Origin of the sequence: Micromonospora sp. NPDC049203 (assembly GCF_043197215.1) — a bacterium.
Taxonomy (GTDB): Bacteria; Actinomycetota; Actinomycetes; order Mycobacteriales; family Micromonosporaceae; genus Micromonospora.
In genome coordinates, this window is record NZ_JBICSV010000002.1 from 913,212 (window position 1) to 927,574 (window position 14,363).

The following is a 14,363-nucleotide window of genomic DNA, read 5'->3' on the forward strand; positions in this document are numbered from 1 at the left end:
AGGACGTCGCGCGCCCTTCACCCCGGTCGCGCGGTTGGCGCCCGGCGGGCGGCGGCGCGGCCGTCAACAGGGCGACGGCTGGCGGAGCGGCGACCGGCGACCGGCGACCTTTGTCCCGGGCCGCGCCCTCCCGGGAGGAGGCGCGGCCGGGAAACCGCGAGCGGCTCAGCCTTCGACGGCGGCGGCGAGCTTCCGCGACTCCGCGGCCTCGGCGCTCTCGGTGGCGGCCTCCGGCTCCGGGGCCCGCCCCGGCCTCACGGCCTCCGCCGGCTCGACCGCCTCCACCGGCTTGACGACCTCCGCCGGCTCGACGGCTCCCGCTGGCTTGACGGCTTCCGCCGGCTTGACGGACTCCCCCGGCTCCGCCGACGTGGCGAGCTCGGGTTCCCCCGCCTCGGCGGGCGACGTGGCGGCGAGTGCGGCGTCGACAGTGGCGCGGGCCCGGCGGGTACGGCGCAGCGCGCGCACCGCCAGCCCGACGGCGACCAGCCAGGCGCCGCCGAGCAGCACGTACACCACCACCGGCAGCGAGCCGCCCACGCCGCCGGCGCTCAGCAGCGTGCGGGCGTTGGTCAGCACGATCACGCCGCCGATCACGGCGCCGAGCAGCTGGGCGGGCACGATGCGGACCAGCCACGCCGCGATCGGGGCGGCGATCAGGCCGCCGATCAGAAGGGCGGCAACAGTGGGCAGCAGGAAGCCCTCGGAGCCCAGGCCGATCAGGAAGCCGATGCTCGCCGCGCCGGCCACCACGAACTCGGAGGTGTCCACCGAGCCGATGACCTTGCGGGGTTCCATCCGGCCGGAGACCAGCAGCGCCGGGGTGGCGACCGGGCCCCAGCCCCCGCCGCCGGTGGCGTCGACGAAGCCGGCAACCAGGCCGAGCGGGGCGAGGAACCGGCTGCGCAAGCGGCCGGCGGCCCGGTTGGCGCGCAGCGGCCGGGAGAACCGCACCAGCAGGTACGCGCCGAGCGTGAACAGGATGGCGGCCATCCAGGGCGCCGCCGCCTCGGTGGAGATGGAGCTGAGGAACGTCGCCCCGGCGAACGCGCCGATGGCGCCGGGGAGCGCGATACGGCCGACCACCCGCCAGTCGACGTTGCCGAACCGCCAGTGCGACACACCCGCCGCCAGCGTGGTGCCGATCTCGGCCAGGTGCACCGAGGCGGACGCGGCAGCGGGCGCGACACCGGCGAACAGGAGCAGGGTCGAGGAGGTCAGCCCGTAGGCCATGCCGAGCGCGCCGTCGACGAGTTGCGCGGCGAGCCCGACGAGGGCGAGGACCAGCAGCTTGCGCACGAGCGCCCCCTGACTTTTCGGTATCTCCTATCGACTTGGTCGACAATGCGGCACGAGGGCGCCCCGGGTCAAGTCCCCCATCCGGTTGGTAGGAGACGCCGGACGGTGTGCCGGAGCGTGCGGAGGCGCCCGTCAGCTCCAGGCGCGCGGGTCGGCGGCCAGCTCGTTGACCCGGCCGGGCAGCGCCCCCGTGGCCACGTCGGCGATGGTGACCAGATCGAGGATCTCCCGCTCGCTGGCCCGCAGCGCGATCCAGACGTCCTGCAACGCGCGGGCCGCGCCCTGGTAGCCGAGCTGTTCCGGCCGCTGCCCGCGCACGTGCGCGAGCGGACCGTCGATGACCCGGATCACCTCGGCCAGGGAGATCTCCCCGGCCGGCCGGGCCAGCCAGTAGCCGCCCTCGGGGCCACGCTGGGCGTGCACGATGCCGCCGCGGCGCAGTTGCAGCAGGATGCTCTCCAAGAACTTCGGCGGGATGTCCTGCGCGCGGGCGATCTGTTCGGCGGTCACCGGCCGGCTCCGCCCGGTGGCCTCCTCGTCCGCTACCGAGGCCAGCTCGGCAGCCGCGCGGAGGGCATAGTCGACCCGGGCGGAGAGACGCATACGGCCAGGTTAGTCCGCTGTGCCGGGAGCTGGCCCGCCGACCCGTGCGGGCGGGTCACCGGGCCGGGCGTTCAGCCGCCCACGCGCCGCAGCAGACCCTCCTGCACGGCGCTGGCGATGTGCCGGCCGTCGGTGGTGAACATCCGGCCCGTGGCCAGGCCACGCGCACCGGACGCGGACGGGCTCCAGCAGTCGTACAGGAACCACTCGTCGGCGCGGAACGACCTGTGGAACCACAGCGCGTGGTCGAGGCTCGCGCCGACCACGCCGCCCGGCCCCCACACCTCGCCGTGCACCGAGAGCACCGAGTCCAGCAGCGTCAGGTCGGAGGCGTACGTGAGCGCGCACGCGTGCAGCAGCGGATCGTCCGGCAGTTTGCCGTCCAGGCGCATCCACACCCGCTGGTGCGGCTCGGCCGGGCGGTCGCCGGGGCGCACCCAGCCGGGCTCGCCGACGTAGCGCACGTCGATCGGGCGCGGGATCATCCCCCAGATGCCCAGGCGCTCCGGGTAGCGGGAGAGCCGGTCGGTCATGGTCGGCACGTCGTCCGGACCAGGCACGTCCGGCGGGAGCGGGGCATGGTGGTCCAGCCCCTCCTCCTGGCGCTGGAACGACGCCGACATGAAGAAGATCGGCTTGTCGTGCTGCAACGCCACCGAACGGCGCACCGAGAAGGAGCGGCCGTCGCGGACGTTCTCCACCTGGTACTCGATCGGCTCGGCCGGGTCGCCGGGGCGCACGAAGTAGCCGTGCAGGGAGTGCACGGCCCGCTCCGCGTCGACGGTGCGGCCGGCCGCCACCAGGGCCTGGCCGGCGACCTGGCCACCGTAGACCCGCTGCGGGCCCACCTGCGGGCTCATCCCCCGGAAGGTCATCTCCCCGGTACGGGCGAGGTCGAGCACCTCCAGTAGCTGGTCGACAGCCGCCTGCCCGGTCGCCACACCACTCACTGTGTCACCTTCGTTCGCGACTGCGGGGCTCGCAAACCCGGCTCACTCCTCGCGCTCACTGGAGGGCTCGTGCCGAGGCCGCGTCGACCAGCGAACCCAGCTGGTGCACGCGCAGGGTGTTGGTGGAGCCGGGCGTGCCGGGCGGGCTGCCCGCCACGATCACCACGTAGTCGCCCGGGTTGGCCCGGTTGAGGCCGAGCAGCGCCTGGTCGACCTGGCGGAACATGTCGTCGGTGTGCTGGACGAACGGCATCAGGAACGTCTCCACGCCCCAGGACAGCGCGAGCTGGTTGCGCACCTCCGGCACCGGCGTGAACGCCAGCAGCGGCAGGTCGCAGTGCAGCCGGGCCAGCCGCTTGACGGTGTCACCGGTCTGCGAGAACGCGACCATGGCCTTGGCGCCGATGGCCCGGGCGATCGACGAGGCGGCGACGGTGAGCGCGCCGCCGTGCGTACGCGGATCGTGCTGCAACCGGGGGACGGCGATGGACCCGGCCTCGGTGGTGGTGACGATCTTGGCCATGGTGCTGACGGTGAGCACCGGGTACTTGCCGACGCTCGTCTCGCCGGAGAGCATCACCGCGTCCGCGCCGTCGAGCACCGCGTTCGCCACGTCGGACGCCTCGGCGCGGGTCGGGCGCGAGTTCTCGATCATCGAGTCGAGCATCTGGGTGGCCACGATGACCGGCTTGGCGTTCTCCCGGCACAGCTGCACGGCGCGCTTCTGCACCAGCGGCACCTGGTCCAGTGGCAGTTCGACGCCGAGGTCGCCGCGGGCGACCATGACCCCGTCGAAGGCGAGCACGATCGCCTCCAGGTGGTCGACCGCCTCCGGCTTCTCGACCTTGGCCAGGACCGGGCGGCGCACGCCCTCCTCGTCCATGATCGAGTGGACGAGCTTGATGTCGTCGGGCGAGCGGACGAAGGAGAGCGCCACCAGGTCGACGCCGAGACCGAGGGCGAAGCGCAGGTCCTGCGCGTCCTTGTCGGACAGGGCCGGGACGCTCACCGCGACGTTCGGCAGCGAGACGCCCTTGTTGTTGGAGACCGGGCCGCCCTCGGTGACCAGGCACCGGATGTCGTTGCCGGTGACGTCGCTGACCTCGACCGCGACCCGGCCGTCGTCGATCAGCAGCCGGTCGCCCGGCTTCACCTCCTGGGGCAGCTTGCGGTAGGTGCAGGAGACCCGCTCCTTGGTGCCCTCCACCTCGTCCCCGGTGATCACCACCGAGTCGCCGGTGCGCCACTCGTGCGGTCCGTCGGCGAACCGGCCCAGGCGGATCTTGGGGCCCTGGAGGTCGGCGAGCACCGCGACCGGCTTGCCGGCCGCCTCGGCCGCCTCGCGGACCAGCCGGTAGACCGACTCGTGGTCGGCGTGACTGCCGTGGCTGAAGTTGAGCCTCGCCACGTTCATGCCCGCTTCGACGAGGCCGCGGATACGCTCCGGGGACGCGGTTGCGGGGCCGAGGGTGCAGACGATCTTCGCGCGGCGTGTCACGCCCATCAGGCTAGTCTCTCCTCCGGGTCGGCCTCCCGGCCGACCCCTTGCGGACTGTGGAACATCTGTCCAACGACGCGCGTCAACCGCTGGGCGGGCGTAGGCGTACCGCACCGGAACGTCGTGTGGCGGGCATCAGCGACCGCGCGGTGAGAAATCGTACCGCTCCCCGTCACCGGCCGGCCGGGGGCACTGTGGCACGGCCGCGCCCGGCCGCTGGGGCCGTGGGCGGGCCGTGGGTACGCGGCGGCCGGCGGGGCCGTCGAAGGTACGCGCGCGGAGTCTCAGCTCTCCGTCTTGACCAGCGGGAACTCCAGCGAGCCGGCCGGGCACAGGAAGGTGAGCACCTCGACGCGGTAGAGCCCGGCCTGCACCGCCGGGTCGGCCTCCATGACGCTGCGGACGTCGTCCACCGAGCCGGTCCGGGCCAGCCCGAAGCCGATCGGCGGGTCGGGTTCCCGGGCCGGGCCGTCCACCGACCCGTCCACGAGCACGAGGCCGCGCCGCTGCAGCGCCCGCATGTGCTGAAGGTGCTCGGCCTGCAACCGCTGCACGGTCTCGTCCGGCAGGGCCCGCCCCGAGGGCCCCGGGTAGAGCACGATGCACTCGTACGTGTCGAGCGCGAAGTCGAGCCGTGGCGTCGCGGCCATGCGCACCTCCTGACCACCGTTCCGCCCAGCCTCCCACGGCGGCCCGGCGTGCCGGGGCAGCTCGGCGCAACTGCCAGTGCTTCACCGCCCCGATTCGGGGAATGTCCAGGGGTCGGGGCGCTGCACCACCCCGCGAGGCACGAACGAGCACAGAACGAGCACAGGAGGAGCACGAATGGCCACCAGCACCCAGCCCGCCAAGGCGTCGGGTACCTACCGGATCGGTGGCGACCTGCCGGTCGACCGCCTCGGCTACGGGGCGATGCAGCTCACCGGTCCGGGGGTGTGGGGTGACCCGAAGGATCCGGCCGAGGCGGTACGGGTGCTGCGCCGCGCGTACGAGATGGGCGTCACGTTCATCGACACCGCCGACTCGTACGGGCCGTTCGTCAGCGAGCTGCTGATCCGCGAGGCGCTGCACCCGTACGCCGACGACCTGGTCATCGCGACGAAGGCCGGGCTGACCCGCTCCGGTCCGGACGACTGGCGGCCGGTGGGCCGCCCGGAGTACCTGCGCCAGCAGTGCGAGCTGAGCCTGCGCCACCTGGGCCTGGACTGCATCCCGCTCTACCAGCTGCACCGCATCGACGCGAAGGTCCCGCTGGCCGACCAGCTCGGCGAGCTGGCGCTGCTGCGGCAGGAGGGCAAGATCCGGCACATCGGGCTGTCCCAGGTCAGTGTCGAGGAGATCGAGGCGGCACAGGCGATCGCGCCGATCGTGTCCGTGCAGAACCTCTACAACCTGGCCGACCGCGGCGCGGAGGACGTGCTGGAGCACTGCGAGCGCCACGACCTGGCGTTCATCCCGTGGTTCCCGATCGCCACCGGCAGCCTGGCCCGGCCCGGCGGCCCGCTCGACGCGATCTCGACCGCGCACGGCGCCACCCCGGCGCAACTCGCGCTGGCCTGGTTGCTGCGCCGGTCGCCGGTGATGCTGCCGATTCCGGGCACGTCGTCGGTGGCGCACCTGGAGGAGAACGTGGCGGCGGCCGAGGTGGTGCTGACCGACGACGAGTTCGAGGCGCTGGCAAAGGCTGCCTGAGCGGGTCACGCACCTCCCCCGACCGGCCCCTTTCGCGGAATGTGATCGAACAACTACCGTCAGAAGGATTCTCGCGAGTGGGGGTCCGCTGTGGAGGAGTTCGACTACGTCATCGTGGGCGCCGGGGCGGCGGGGTGCGTGCTGGCCAACCGGCTCACCGAGGATCCGGGCACCCGGGTGCTGCTGCTGGAGGCGGGCGGCTGGGACCGCAGCCCGTACGTGCGCGTACCGAAGGCGTTCTCCCGGCTGATGGACGACGAGCGCACCGCCTGGCACTACCCGGCCACCACCGGGCCGGGCCGCCGGGAGATCTGGCAGCGCGGGCGGATGGTCGGCGGCTCGACGTCGGTGAACGGCATGATCTGGAGCCGCGGCGCGGCCCGGGACTGGGACGCCCTCGGACCGCTGGGCTGGGGCTGGTCGACCATGCGGCCCGTGTTCCAGCGGTTGGAGGACCACCCCCTCGGGCCCGCGCCGCACCGGGGCACGGGCGGCCCGGTGCGGCTGTCCGTCGCCACCGGCACCGACCCGCTCGCCGAGGAGATGGTGGCCACCGGCGCCGAGCTGGGCTGGCGCCACGCCGACGACCTGGACGCCCACGACGACGAGCGGATCGGCTACCCCACCGCCACCATCCACGGCGGACGCCGGGTCAGCGCCGCCGACGCGTTCCTGCACCCGGTCCGGCGCCGGCCCAACCTGACCGTCGAGGTCGGTGCCGTCGCCCTGCGGGTGCTGGTCGAGGGCGGCCGGGCCACAGGCGTACGGGTGGCGCACGGCGGCCGGGAGGCCGAGCACCGGGCGGCGGGTGAGGTGATCCTCGCCGCGGGCGCCCTGGCCACCCCGCACCTGTTGCAGGTCTCCGGCATCGGCCCGGCGGACACGCTGCGCGCCGCCGGGGTGCCGGTGCTGCTCGACCGGCCCCGGGTCGGCGCGGGGCTGCGCGAGCACCGGTCGATGGTGCTTCAATACCGCCTCGCCGAGCCCGGCGGCCACAACATGACCATCGGCAGCCCGCTCGGGCAGGCCCGGGCGACGCTGCGCTGGCTGCTCACCCGGGGCGGGCCGCTCGCCCTGCCGGTGCTGGACGTGGCCGCCCACCTCAAGTCCCGCCCGGATCTGGACCGCCCGGACGCGCACCTGCTGATGGCGCCGTTCTCAGCCGCCCCGCCGCGGCCCGGCAGGGCGCTGGAACTCGAACGGGAGCCGGGCGTGATGTGCCTGGGCACTGTCACCCGGCCGGACAGCGAGGGCAGCCTGACGATCACCGACGCGGACCCGCGTACGCCGCCGGGCATCGTGGCGAACTACCTCGCCACCGAGCACGACCAGCGGGTGGCGGTGGACCTGTTCCGCCGGATGCGGGAGTTCTTCCGCACCGGGCCGATCGCGCGGCGGATCCAGGCCGAGACGGTGCCCGGAGCGGCGACCACCACCGACGCGGAGATCGTCGAGGCGGCCGTGGCGCGCGGCTACTGCGGTTACCACGCGATCGGCACCTGCGCGATGGGCGCCGGCGACGACCACGTGGTCGACCCGGAGTTGCGGGTACGCGGCGTGGACGGGCTGCGGGTGGTCGACGCGTCGGTGCTGCCGGTGATGGTGGCCGGCTGGACCAGCGCCCCGGTGACCGCGCTGGCCTGGCGGGCCGCCGACCTGATCACGGGACGGGACGCGGGCTGAGCGACCGGCCCGGGCCGGGTTGCGCCCGCGCCGACGCCCGGCGGGACATGCCGGGCCCGCGCGCGAACGGCGGGACGTGCCGGACCCGCGCGAACGGCGGGCCCGGCACGTGGCTCAGACCGCGAAGCAGTTCGGCTGGACCGGGGCACCGGCGAGCACCTGGCGCACCGCCGTGTAGGTGGTGCCGTCCAGCACCAGCCCGAGGTGGCCGACGACCCGCAGCGGGCACCACGCCTGCACCAGGATGTTCGTCGCGCCGTCGGCGAGCACGGCGTTGTCGACCGGCCGGACCAGTTCGTCCTGCCACGTGCGCACCGTTGCCCAGCGCACCGGGCCGGGGGTGTCGTCCCCGGCGTTGAGGTCGGCGAGGAAGCTCGACCCGATGGTCATCTGCTGGCAGGCGATCACCCCGGCGCAGCTGCCCAGCCCGAGGACGGCGACCAGGTTGGCGACGTAGGTGCCGTACTGCGGGCTGCCCAGGCTGACGTACTGGTCGACGGTGGCCGCGCCGCCGAGGTACTTGACGTACCAGCGGCTGACCAGGCCACCCTCGGAGTGGCCGACCAGGTCGACACGGGCCGCGCCGGTGCTGGCGCGCACCCGGTCCACGTAGGACGACAACGTCCGGGCGGACTCGCGGATGTCGCCGAGACCGAGGTTCGGCAACTGGAAGATCGAGACCCGGTAGCCGTCGGCGCGCAGCCGGGCGGCGATCGGCTCGTACGCGATGGAGATTCCACTCAGGCCGCCGACCACGATCACCGGGTCGGCGGCAGCGGCGGCGGCCCGTTGCGCGGCGGTGGCGACGGTGGCCGCGTTCGACGGGGCGGCGGGTTCGGCGGTGGCGGCCTGGGCGGCGGCCGGGACGAGCAGGACGGTGGCGGCGGTGGTGGCGGCCAGGATCGTTCGGAGCAGCATGGGCTGCACCTCCGGGGGGAGGCACCCGGGCGTACCCGGGGGGACGGGTGGGATCCGATCGATCGTGGACACGATGATGCGTGTCCGATTTACGCACGTCAATGAAAAGTTACGCGTCGGTAACCCTTGTCGCGCCCTGCGCGCAAACCGGCATGCCGGGCCGGGCTCAGTTGCCCAGCGCCTGGACCTTCGCGATTGTCTCCTGCACGTGCTGCCGGGCCGGCTCCCCGCCCTGCGCGGCCTGCGCCAGCGCCTGCCGGTAGGAGTCGATGGCGCCGATAAGCGGCCCCGCCGTGGCCCCCTCCAGCGCGCCCGCCACCAGCGCCCGCGCCTCGGCCGCGTCCTGCGCGGCGGCGGCGGTGCGCGCCTTGGCCTCGTCCAGCTTCTGTGCCGCCGCCGCCAGCCTGGCGATGATCTCCGCCGCGCTCACACGCCCTCCCCCAGCTCACCGACCCCGCGAGCCTACCGCCCCGCCCCACCCCACCGCCTTCGCGATCTTGCACTTTCCGCCCGCCCGAAAGCCACAATTGCCGCGCCCCCGGGGCCGAAACTCCATGATCGACGGAGCGGGTAGAAGGTCAGCGGAGGAGGCGGAAGAGGAGGAGATAGAGGCAGAAGAAGGACGGGGAGACCAGGGCGCAGATCACGAAACCGAGCGGCACGTACCGCCCGGGCGGCGCGTCGCCCTCCACCGCCGGGCGGCCCCAGCGGGCGAGTACCACCTGACCGGCCACGAAGGACATCAACGGGACGCCCGCGCAGGACAGCGCCGCCACCAGGTCCAGCCCGGCCACCGGCAGCGACGAACCGATGATCGCGATCAGCATCAGCAGCGAGCCGACGAGCGCGCAGCCCGCGTACACCACCACCGCCCGAGCCGGCGCGGACCAGGTGGGCAGCAGCACCGGCGTGCGGGCCAGCGCGTCGGCCTGCCGGCCGTACCCGTCGGCCTCCTCGGCGAGCCGGCCCGCCGCCGCCAGCTCCGCCGCCGGGTCACCCGCTCGCGGCGCGGGCACACCACCCGAGGGGTACGCCCCGACCTCCGGCCGCCCCGGGGCGTCGGCTGCGCCGCCGGTCACCCCGTCCCCCGGAACGGGCGCGGGATCCGGCGCTCCCCCGGCGGCCACCGCCGCCGGCACCGGCGCCTCGGCCGGGACCGAGGTCATCGGCACGCCGATCGCCTGCCCGAGCCGGTCCAGGTGCTGCCCCTGGGCGGAGAGCCGCTGCCCGAGCGAGTCGACAGCGGCCTGGAGGCCACGGCGGCGCTCCGCCTCGGCGGCGATCTCCCGCTCCCCGCCCCGCTGCCGGGTGGACAGCTCCCGCAGCAGCGCCGCGTACTCGTCGAATCCGCTCATGTGATGTCTTTCGTTCGCGACTGCGGGGCTCGCAAACCCGGCTCACTCCTCGCGCTCACAAGGCCGTCTTCCGTTCGCGACTGCGGGGCTCGCAAACCCGGCTCACTCCTCGCGCTCACGGGGTGACCTCTCCCCCGGCGGCGAACGGCACGATCAGCGCGGTGCGGTGCTCGTGCCGGTCGACGAGCAGGGCGCGGCCCTCGCGCGGGACGTACGCCAGGTCGTGCGCGCCGAGGTGCAGGCCCAGGTCGGCGGCGGGCACGTTCAGCGCGACAAGGCCGGTCACGTCGTCACGGTGCCCGCTGCCGCCCAGGTCGTCGGCGAGCCGGCGCAGCCCGCGCCACCAGCCGAGCACGTGCACACCGCGCGCGGGCCCCTGGCGCAGCACGGCGCGCAGGTCGTCGTACCCGGATCGGAACGTGGCCGGGTCGGAGGCGGCGAGCGTCGTGGCGGCGGCGTCCATCCCGAACACCACCAGGTAGGTGCGCCCGGCCGCCGGGGCGTCGCCGGAGGCGGCCTCGGCGAGCTGGGCGCGCAGCGCGGCGGCGTCGAGGCGCCGGACCGGGTGCCCGGCGGCGGCGAGCGTCATGGCCAGGTCGTCGGCGGCTTCGGTGGTGCCCGGCGCCAGCGGCGCGAACAGGAACCGGGCGGTGCCGGGGGCGTGCTGGCGGGCCAGGGACAGGGCGGCCGAGCGGAGCACGTCGGCGCCGGCCGCGGCGGTGCCGACCACCGCCAGGTGCCGGCCCGGACTGGCGTCGAGCGCGAACCCCGCCGGGCTGCCGGCCACGTCGACCACGCGGCCGACGAGCGCGTACGGCGGGTCGGCGCCGGGCGTCAGCGCCGCCCAGGCGGGGTCGTCGGTGAGCCGGGGCGTCTCGTGCCCCCGGAAGACGGCCGGCGGGCGCGAACCGGCCGGGCGGGCGGCGTGCAGCTCGTGGCGCAGCGCCGCCAGGTCGGCCGAGGCGGCGTGCGCGTCCGGGAACCGCACCTCGACGTCCGCGCCGGGCGCGCCCGCGCCGGTGTTCACCACCGCGACGCCGACGGTGAGCCCGCGCGCGGCGTCGTTGCGCGGGTCCAGCACGGCGTCGCCGCCTGGTAGCGCGATCCGCAGCGGGAACTGCCCGAAGATCGCCTCGGCCCGGCCGTAGAGCGCCTCGACGCCGGTGGTGCTCTGGCTCGCCAGGACCAGGTGCAGGCCGTACGAGCGGCCCTTGCGGGCCAGCTCCTCGATCAGGTCGACCGCCTGCCGGGCCAGCGCGTCGTTGCCGGCGAACAGCACGTGGAACTCGTCGACCACCGTGACGATCCGGGGCGGCCGGGCGTTGGGCGGCACGTCGGCGAGCCGGCTGACGCCGTGCCGCTTGAGCAGGTCGGCGCGGCGGCCCAGTTCGGCGCGCAGCTCGCGCAGCACCGCCACGCCGTACTCGCGGTCCGACTCGATGCCCACCGCGTCGGCGTGCGGCAGCCAGGACGGGTCGCGGTCGGTGGGCACGAACTCGGTGAAGCTGACGCCCTCCTTGAAGTCGAGCAGCATCAGCCGCAGCTCGGCCGGGGAGTAGCGGGCGGCCAGCCCGTAGAGCACGTCGAGCAGCAGGACCGTCTTGCCGGCGCCGGTGCGCCCGCCGACAAGCCAGTGCGGGGTGGCGTCGTCGAACGCCACAGTCAGCGGCCGGCGGCCGGCCCGGCCGAGCACGGTACGCAGCCCGGAGGCGGCGGACCCGGCCCAGCGCTGCGCGGGCAGCAGGTCGGCGAACGTGACGCCGTCCTGGCCGGCGGCCTCGGCGTACCGGCGGGCCAGCGCGGTCACAGTGGCGTGCGACGGGTCGCCGTCGAGCACCACCGGTGCGGCCAGCCCGCTGCCGTCGGCGCTGAACGGGCGGCCGGGCGGGTCTCCGACGAGGGTGTAGCGCTCGGTGACGCGAAGCTGGGTGGTGGCGCCGAGCGGCGGCGCGGCGGTCGGCCCGGCCGGCGGGTGGCCGGCGAGCAGCACGCAGACGGCGGCGGCCGGTCCGGCGTGGGTGAGCGCCGCCAGCCGGGCCAGCTCCCGGGGCGGCGGCGCGGACGCGGCGACCACCACGAGCAGTTCGCGGTCCTCCGGCGCGGATCGCTGGGCGGTACGCGCGTGCCGCTCGGCCAGGTCGAGCAGGGCTGTCGTCTCCGCCTCGGTGGTGGCCGCCGCGGCGAGCACCCCGGCGTCCTGCAGCGGGCGCAGCGGCAGGAACGCCGCGCCGAAGGCGGCCTGGTCGATGCCGGCCACCCGGATCGCGCCGGCCGGGGCGGCGGTCAGCAGCCGTACCACCACCGCACGCAGCAGCTCGCCGACGCGCGGGTCACGGGCGTCCACGTCGACCGCCAGGTGCGCGCCCGCCCCCACCGGCACGAGCACTGGGAACGTGCCGTCGACTGTGGTCGCCGCGCCGAGGCGTACCGGAACGGGGTGGGTCGCGACGCGGGCGGTGCCAGGCACCGCGGCGGCCAGCTCACCGCCGAGGCGGGCCAGCCGCGCGACCAGCTCGGGGCTCCCCACGGGCGCCGGGCCGGCGGCGCCGAGCAGCCGCCGGGCCGCCTCCCAGTGCCGCACCGCCCGTCGATGCCGATCGACCGCCTGCCGGTACGCCGCCGCGAGTCTGCCCACCGTCCGCCCTCCGACGTTTGCGATCGAGGGAACCCTAACGGACGCGCGCCACGGCGGCACGTGGCGCTCCGCACCGGGGATTCGTCCACTGTTCACCCGGCGGCGGACGGCCGCGCCGCCCGCCGTTCCCCCGGCCCGGCTTGCCTTCCCTCAGGCATCCGTGCGCACAGGAAGGCGACGACGTGACCTCCTCACCTCTCCCCCGGCGGTCCCTGCTGCGCGGCGGCGTGGCCGGCGGACTCGGCATCGTGGTGGCCGGCAGTCTGGAGGCGATCGCCGGACCGGCGGCGGCCCGGCCCGCGTGCCGCCCCGCCGTCGGCTACGGCGACCTGGTGCCGGACCCGGCCGGCCTGCTGGCGCTGCCGCCCGGGTTCTCGTACACGGTCGTCGCGCGGGCGGGTGCGACGCTGCTGGAGTCCGGGCAGCCCACGCCGAGCGACGCGGACGGCACCGGCTGCTTCCGCGGCCCGCACGGCTCGGTGCTGGTGAACAACCACGAGATCGGCGGCGACGAGCCGTACCCGGTGCCGGCGCTGCCCGGTCTCACCTACGACCCGGGCGCCCGCGGCGGCACCACCACCATCGAGGTGGACCGGCACGGGCGGCGGCTGCGCGAGTACGTGAGCGTCGCCGGCACGCACAACAACTGCGCCGGTGGCATCACCCCGTGGGGCACGTGGCTGACCTGCGAGGAGACCGAGCAGCGGGCCGGTGGGCGATACCTCAAGGACCACGGGTACGTCTTCGAGGTCGACCCGCACGACCGGTCCGCCAACACCGACCCGGTGCCGCTGACGTTCCTCGGGCGGTACTCCCACGAGGCGGTCGCCGTCGACCCGTACACCCACTCGATCTACCTGACCGAGGACGCGAGCGGGCCGAACGGCCTGTACTTCCGGTGGACGCCGCCGCCCGGTTTCCGGGCCGGCAAGGGCGCGCTGCGGGCGCTGGCCCAGCGGCCCGACGGCGGCACCGCCGGCAGCCTCGCCGCGATGCGCTGCCTGCGCGGCGACACGCACGTGGCCGACCTGTCCGAGGCCACCACCCCGGGCACCCGCTACCGCGTCGAGTGGGTGGAGGTGCCCGACCGGGACGCCCGCACCGTGTCGGTACGCAAGCAGTTCACCGACGCCGAGGTGACCCGCAGCCGCAAGCTGGAGGGTGCCTGGTGGGGCGACGGCGGCGCGTACTTCGTGGCGAGCTACGCGCGGCACGACGACGGCAGCGCCAACGAGCACGACGGGCAGGTGTGGTTCTACGACCCGCGCCGGCAGACCGTCACGCTGAAGACCATCTTCGGGGTGAACACCGACCCGGAGGCCGACCACGGCAACTACGACGGGCCGGACAACATCACCGTCTCGCCGTACGGCGGGGTGATCCTGGCCGAGGACGGCGAGGGCGTGTCGCACCTGGTCGGCGTCACCGAGCAGGGCAAGGCGTACCCGCTGGCGCGCAACGAACTGAACGACAGCGAGTTCACCGGGCCGACGTTCAGCGCGGACGGGAGGACGCTGTTCGCCAACATCCAGTCGCCGGGGTACGTGTTCGCGATCATCGGACCGTGGGGGCGGCCGGGTAACGCGCACCGCTGAGACGGCGGCGGCCGGCGGTTCCCGGGCGAACCGCCGGCCGAGGAGTGCCGGTATGCGAAAGGCGTCCCATTCGACACAGCTCTGCGGGTCGCCTGGCCGTGCGGATCGTCGGTAGGCTCTGAGCAGGGCCGATGA

11 protein-coding genes and 1 pseudogene are annotated in these 14,363 nt (G+C 74.9%); 3 read left to right on the forward strand and 9 right to left on the reverse strand.

The window, feature by feature from the left end; genetic code table 11:
- Window positions 1-342 precede the first annotated feature (342 nt).
- The 5 genes and pseudogenes from ACGFIA_RS08540 to ACGFIA_RS08560 all read right to left on the reverse strand — a co-directional run.
- Window positions 343-1,299: pseudogene (locus tag ACGFIA_RS08540) on the reverse strand (sulfite exporter TauE/SafE family protein); the annotation flags it as partial.
- 132 nt (window positions 1,300-1,431) lie between these two features.
- Complete coding sequence (locus ACGFIA_RS08545) at window positions 1,432-1,902, reverse strand: Rrf2 family transcriptional regulator (RefSeq protein WP_357380921.1); 471 nt, start codon at window positions 1,900-1,902, stop codon at window positions 1,432-1,434.
- Between the two features lie 71 nt (window positions 1,903-1,973).
- On the reverse strand, window positions 1,974-2,843 hold the full coding sequence (locus tag ACGFIA_RS08550; RefSeq protein ID WP_013287530.1) for an acyl-CoA thioesterase II: 870 nt from the start codon (window positions 2,841-2,843) through the stop codon (window positions 1,974-1,976).
- 64 nt (window positions 2,844-2,907) lie between these two features.
- Window positions 2,908-4,356: a pyruvate kinase gene (pyk, locus tag ACGFIA_RS08555; protein WP_357469450.1), complete on the reverse strand. Its 1,449-nt coding sequence runs from the start codon at window positions 4,354-4,356 to the stop codon at window positions 2,908-2,910.
- 278 nt (window positions 4,357-4,634) lie between these two features.
- The gene (locus ACGFIA_RS08560) at window positions 4,635-5,000 is read right to left on the reverse strand and encodes a YciI family protein (protein ID WP_393259242.1); all 366 of its coding nucleotides are present in this window, start codon (window positions 4,998-5,000) and stop codon (window positions 4,635-4,637) included.
- Window positions 5,001-5,175: 175 nt separating this feature from the next.
- On the opposite strand from ACGFIA_RS08560, the gene ACGFIA_RS08565 reads away from it, so the two are divergent.
- Both ACGFIA_RS08565 and ACGFIA_RS08570 read left to right on the forward strand, forming a co-directional pair.
- Window positions 5,176-6,042 carry an aldo/keto reductase gene (locus ACGFIA_RS08565; protein WP_357380915.1) on the forward strand — a complete coding sequence of 289 codons (867 nt, stop codon included), beginning with the start codon at window positions 5,176-5,178 and terminating at the stop codon, window positions 6,040-6,042.
- A gap of 90 nt (window positions 6,043-6,132) precedes the next feature.
- A complete protein-coding gene (locus ACGFIA_RS08570; protein WP_393259243.1) occupies window positions 6,133-7,725 on the forward strand; it encodes a GMC family oxidoreductase in 1,593 nt (530 codons plus the stop codon).
- A 114-nt stretch (window positions 7,726-7,839) separates the two neighbouring features.
- On the opposite strand, the gene ACGFIA_RS08575 is transcribed toward ACGFIA_RS08570, so the two are convergent.
- From ACGFIA_RS08575 to ACGFIA_RS08590, 4 genes are all read right to left on the reverse strand, one after another.
- Complete coding sequence (locus ACGFIA_RS08575; RefSeq protein ID WP_357469460.1) at window positions 7,840-8,643, reverse strand: alpha/beta fold hydrolase; 804 nt, start codon at window positions 8,641-8,643, stop codon at window positions 7,840-7,842.
- 166 nt (window positions 8,644-8,809) lie between these two features.
- Complete coding sequence (locus ACGFIA_RS08580) at window positions 8,810-9,073, reverse strand: DUF6244 family protein (protein ID WP_073830945.1); 264 nt, start codon at window positions 9,071-9,073, stop codon at window positions 8,810-8,812.
- A 148-nt stretch (window positions 9,074-9,221) separates the two neighbouring features.
- Window positions 9,222-9,998, reverse strand: coding sequence for a hypothetical protein (locus tag ACGFIA_RS08585; RefSeq protein ID WP_357380909.1), 777 nt, complete (start codon window positions 9,996-9,998; stop codon window positions 9,222-9,224).
- A gap of 115 nt (window positions 9,999-10,113) precedes the next feature.
- Entirely contained in the window at window positions 10,114-12,633 is a 2,520-nt protein-coding gene (locus ACGFIA_RS08590; protein ID WP_357469463.1) for an FtsK/SpoIIIE domain-containing protein, read from the reverse strand.
- Between the two features lie 182 nt (window positions 12,634-12,815).
- On the opposite strand from ACGFIA_RS08590, the gene ACGFIA_RS08595 reads away from it, so the two are divergent.
- Window positions 12,816-14,228 carry an alkaline phosphatase PhoX gene (locus ACGFIA_RS08595; RefSeq protein ID WP_393259246.1) on the forward strand — a complete coding sequence of 471 codons (1,413 nt, stop codon included), beginning with the start codon at window positions 12,816-12,818 and terminating at the stop codon, window positions 14,226-14,228.
- Window positions 14,229-14,363 lie beyond the last annotated feature (135 nt).

What these genes read in the sequence shown, in the direction of transcription:
- ACGFIA_RS08575 (WP_357469460.1), bottom strand. Translation starts at nt 8,643, where the DNA reads ATGCTGCTCCGAACGATCCTGGCCGCCACCACCGCCGCCACCGTCCTG.
- pyk (WP_357469450.1), bottom strand. Translation starts at nt 4,356, where the DNA reads ATGGGCGTGACACGCCGCGCGAAGATCGTCTGCACCCTCGGCCCCGCA.
- ACGFIA_RS08560 (WP_393259242.1), bottom strand. Translation starts at nt 5,000, where the DNA reads ATGGCCGCGACGCCACGGCTCGACTTCGCGCTCGACACGTACGAGTGC.
- ACGFIA_RS08545 (WP_357380921.1), bottom strand. Translation starts at nt 1,902, where the DNA reads ATGCGTCTCTCCGCCCGGGTCGACTATGCCCTCCGCGCGGCTGCCGAG.
- ACGFIA_RS08585 (WP_357380909.1), bottom strand. Translation starts at nt 9,998, where the DNA reads ATGAGCGGATTCGACGAGTACGCGGCGCTGCTGCGGGAGCTGTCCACC.
- ACGFIA_RS08565 (WP_357380915.1), top strand. Translation starts at nt 5,176, where the DNA reads ATGGCCACCAGCACCCAGCCCGCCAAGGCGTCGGGTACCTACCGGATC.